Annotated in this window: 2 protein-coding genes; both read left to right on the top strand. The window is 35.6% G+C overall.

What is annotated here, in order from left to right:
- Nucleotides 1-349 precede the first annotated feature (349 nt).
- Nucleotides 350-568, top strand: a complete 219-nt coding sequence (locus Megvenef_RS08140) for a helix-turn-helix transcriptional regulator (RefSeq protein WP_322777449.1) — start codon at nt 350-352, stop codon at nt 566-568.
- 121 nt (nt 569-689) lie between these two features.
- The gene (locus tag Megvenef_RS08135) at nt 690-3,083 is read left to right on the top strand and encodes a DUF927 domain-containing protein (protein ID WP_322777448.1); all 2,394 of its coding nucleotides are present in this window, start codon (nt 690-692) and stop codon (nt 3,081-3,083) included.
- Nucleotides 3,084-3,419: the final 336 nt, after the last annotated feature.

Genomic DNA, 3,419 nt, shown 5'->3' with positions numbered 1-3,419 from the left:
TATTATCAATAAGTTATTAATTTGTCGATAGGTCTACAAAGGTACAAGAAATCCCATTTTAGGGAAAGTTTCTTAGTTTTATCATGGAAAATAAACACTTTCCCTAATAAGTTCTTTTTCGGTAAAGTTTAGATTCTTGTCTCTTTGAAATCAAGGGCTGTAGTCGTTTTTTTCCATTGCTAATTTAATCTTTTATGGGAAAGTTTTTTGGTTGAATCGCAAGTCTAGTGCTCTACAAGCCTTATGGGATATAGAGTTTTCTCTTATGTTACATTTACGCAGGAATGTGGTTAATACCCTCAATATAAATACTACTCATAGTACTTATTTAACATTATTAGGAGGTCGTATGACACACCCATTATTACCAGAGGCTGGTTTTATCCGCCTATCTACCGTTCTACAAATTATTCCATTATCTAAATCCACTTGGCGAGCTGGTGTAAAGTCGGGTCGTTTTCCTAAACCAATAATATTAGGGGAGCGCTCTATTGCTTGGCGCGTAGAAGACATTCGTAGATTTATAGAGAGTGATGGTGAATATCACTCTCATACAACTTCTGATTAATTTAGGATAGGGGACAAAAGAAATAAATGCACTTTTTAATCTCAATAGAAAAAAGGTGTTTACCTGTTGTAAGCCAGAGTAAACACCATCTCAATTATAAAAAAACTAAGCAGTAAAAATTATGAAAAAAAACAACATTCAGAATAAAAATTCTACTGATGATTTTACAGGGAATAGCACTGAGACTCAAGAAAAAATTGATAATCATTCTGTATCAAGCAAAGCAAAAATTGATAAACGTACCTTTAAAGCTTCTAAGGTAGAACGAATACTGGAACTATATTCAGCTTCAACCCTTTCGTGGAAGGAATGGATAGAGGTTGGTATGGCATTACACCATTATCACGAAGGAAAAGAGGACGGGCTTTTTATGTGGGATAGATGGTCTGCATTAGATGCACGTGATAACCAATATAATGCCGAAGAAATAAAAAAAGCTTATGCTAGTTTTAAAGAAATAGATAACCCAATTACAATGGCCACTATTGAGCTGCGGGTTGCCAAGAGTGAGTTAAATCAAATTAGTGATGTCATCTTTCAAAAGTTAATTGGGGGGTATGAATTTATTTTAAGCAATCATACTTTATACGTGTTGGTAGAAAAAAAAGATGATATGGGAGTTAAGCGTATAGTTCCAATGCGTGTGTGTGATTATATAGAACTCAAAGGACAAGGTAATAATAGTAACGGTCAGCATTGTTTTATCATGGAAATATTAGATAGGTACAAAGTACGCAAAGAAATATTTGTTCCATTGTCCGCAAAGACTGATGTACTAAAACAAGTATTACTGGATGCTGGGTTGACATTTAATCCAACGCATTTTCCACTCTTAGTCAATTATATTCTTGCCAACAAGACTGATGTTAATGTTTCCATCGTGTATAGGCTGGGTTGGAATACTGACGTGAGTAGTTATAATTTGATGACGCAAGATGAGTTAAAGACCTTCCACAGGGATAAAGCAGAGGTTCAGAAAAAAAATATACTGGAATTCAGAATGAAGGAGAATGAAGTTTTACAAAATGAAGGATCATTAGAAAATTGGCAGGACAATGTAGCTAAGTGGGCAAATAAGAATTCAAATTTGATTTTTGCTCTATGTACTGCATTTGCTCCAATATATCTTACACCGTTAAACAGAGATGGCGTTATCATGCATTTCTTTGGGAAAAGAACTATAGGAAAAAGTGTGATGCTCGGAGCTGCGGGATCTGTTTGGGGGAATTATGGAAAAGGTTATATTCCATGGAACGGTACATCTAACGGAATTGAGAATTTAGGGCTACAAAAGAATGACGCCTTACTATGCCTAGATGAATTGACAAGCTTGCACGGTAAACAGGCAATAGCAACATCACCCTATTTGATAATAGGTGGAGAAAGTAAAAATAGAGCTGATAGTAGAGGAGAAGGTTTTGGTAATAGAGCTAGTAAAAACTGGAAAACGTTAGTACTTAGTACTGGCGAGACGACCTTTTTAGCCAAAATGGCTAGTGTTGACGAAGAAATCAAAGGAGGGCAAACAGTTAGGTTTATAGATATTCCCGCACACTTGTCAGAAGAATTTGGAATCTTTGAGTGTCTGCACGAACTTGCCACGCCAAAACAATTAGCACTAAAGATACATGATGCCTGCTCTAAATACAAAGGTACAGCGATTCAGGAATTCTTAAAGTTCAATTTTATAGATAACCATTTTGATGAAATATTAGACAAGGTAGTCATTATGAAAGAAAAATGGCTAAAAGAAAATATGCCAATAAACGCTACCGCACAGGTTGGTCGTGTTGCTGAAGTATTTGGCATAATAGCAGCGGCTGGAGAAGTCGCCATTGCTAGTGGTGTATTGCCGCAGAGGTATGGTTTTACTAAAGGAGCAGGATTTCGGAACGTTACAGAAATGTTTACTCGTTGGTTAGAGGAGTTGGGGGATTACACTATATCGGCAGAAGTAAAAATAGTAAAACAAAGACTCATTAAATTCTTTTATGATAATCATGCTAATAACTTTTATCGAAAGGAGGATAAAATAGATAATGATGATGCACAAGATTTTAGAAGAAGATACACTCAACAACAAAATAAATGTGTTGGTATTGTATCACCTAAACCTGTAGAGCAAGAGGTTCGTTATTCCGCAATAGATCAAACTGATTATTATGTTTTTAAGCATTTTCTAGAAATCGAGGCCTTTAATGGATTAAATGAAAAAGACTGTATAAAGATTATAAAAGAGCAGGGGTATATAGCCCCATACAAAGAGAAGAAGACAAACGGAAGTCTTACCAATCGTACGCTGCATACTGTGTATTACGGGAGAACGAAAACCCGTGTGAAGTGTTATAAACTAGATTTGGAGAAAATAGGTATATCAGATAAACTAGATGGCATTTACACAGATAATAAAATACAAGAGGGGGAGCAAATTATCTCCACAATCCCGCTGATAGCTAACTATGACGAAGAAGAGAGGCTAGCGATAGAGTCGGCTGCGCAAAAATACATGTCATAAGCGTCACCTCTAACTTTGGTTTCCGCTTTTCTGGTTTAGATGTCCAAAAATTTGGGCGTGGAAACGAAAAGCGGAAACGGCTGTATCCCATATTAAGTCTCTCCGTCAAAACTCTAAATTTTTGATATAATTTCAAGAATTTCAAAAATAAATCACCGCACATTCATTTTTTGAGCTATTTTTTTGCCAAGAAGGTAAAATTTTGGTGTTAGGATGCCAAAAACTCAGAATTTACTCATGATTTGCCTTAGGCAAAGTTAATTGCTTAAATTATTCAAATTTCATGGATAAATTATTATGCTGTGGATTCTTTTAGAATGTTTCCGATTCTACGCA

The organism is Candidatus Megaera venefica, from assembly GCF_034554655.1.
Classification (GTDB): Bacteria; Pseudomonadota; Alphaproteobacteria; order Rickettsiales; family Rickettsiaceae; genus Megaera_A; species Megaera_A venefica.
Note: the sequence above shows the minus strand (reverse complement) of the source record. Positions and strands in the feature narration are given on the sequence as shown.